The sequence below is a fragment of the Streptococcus sp. HMSC10E12 genome (genome assembly GCF_001807855.1).
In the GTDB taxonomy this organism is placed as follows: domain Bacteria; phylum Bacillota; class Bacilli; order Lactobacillales; family Streptococcaceae; genus Streptococcus; species Streptococcus salivarius.
The window spans coordinates 1-1,242 of the sequence record NZ_KV791096.1 but is presented as its reverse complement, the minus strand read 5'-3'; the positions used below and the strand labels follow the sequence as shown (position 1 = coordinate 1,242).

The 1,242-nt window shown below is 39.5% G+C and carries 1 protein-coding gene; it reads right to left on the bottom strand.

What is annotated here, in order from left to right; translation table 11 throughout:
• A partial coding sequence (locus HMPREF3112_RS11715; protein WP_305366753.1) for an SspB-related isopeptide-forming adhesin occupies positions 1–1,242 on the bottom strand: 1,242 nt, incomplete at both ends.

Sequence of the window (1,242 nt, the reverse complement as noted above, 5' to 3'; positions counted from 1 at the left end):
TATTATCCTTGTTGTTTGCATCAAATTTAGTTGTATCAAGCCATACTTGGTAGTTAATAGTGTCGCCACGTTTAACAGCTTTAGTATTGATGTTTTCTGCTTCGTTGTTATCAGCTTTATCAGCGTATGGGTTCGCATTTGTTTCTGCGTACTTATCTGTCAACTCTGCATCATCATCAAGAAGCTTAGTACCAGTGATATCAAACTTACCGTTACCATCGCTAAGAACGTATTTCTCTGGTTGGAACTTAGGTTCTTCTGGTGGTGTTACAGTATTGTTGAACTCTTTATCTGCTGGGTCTGTCACATTAGTGATAAGAGCCTTAGCAGTACCATCATGACGAACTTCAACTGTTACAACAGCTTTCATTGTGTCGTATGTAACGGTTGAGTCAGTTCCTTTAACCTCTTCTACTGTATACTTGTAAGTGCCTTCTTGACCCTTCTTATACTCAATAGCTGAGAATTTAACGTTACCTGAAGCATCATTCTTCACGCTTTCAACGACTTCGCCTGCTTCATTCTTCAACTCGAATGTGAATTCGCCTGCTTTAAGCTCACGACCTTCAAGTTTCTTAGTGAAGTTGAACTCTACTGAAACTGGAACGCTGTTAACACGTTTTTCAGTTGGTTTGTTTGGTTTTTCAACTTTCTTCGTAGTTGGGTTGTAGTAGTTAACTACTTGAGCCGCAGTATTTTCGATATCTACTCCACCTGCAACATCAGCTTTAACTGTTGCTGGGATATCAAATTTATAGTAGCGACCAAACTCGAATTTAGTTGTGTCGATGATTTGAGTGTTTTCCGCATCGCCAAGTGACTTAGTGAAGCCAGCTTTAAGGTTAGCTGTGATTACACCATTTTCGATTGAGATATCGAATTTATCTGTAACATCAGCACCAGAAACTGAATCGTAAGCCTTGATAGCTGATGCATCCACATCCAACTTAGTTTCATCGAAGTCATCTGTGATACCAACAGTTTGGATATTATCCTTGTTGTTTGCATCAAATTTAGTTGTGTCAAGCCATACTTGATAGTAGATAGTTTGACCACGTTTAACAGACTTAGTATTCAAGTTTTCAGCTTCGTTGTTTGAAGCATCGTCCGCATATGGGTTCGCATTTGTATCTGCGTACTTGTCTGCCAACTCTTTGTCATCATCAACGAGTTTTGTACCTGTTACGTCGAACTTAGCTTCTCCAACTACGTATTTCTCTGGTTGGAACTTAGGTTCTTCTG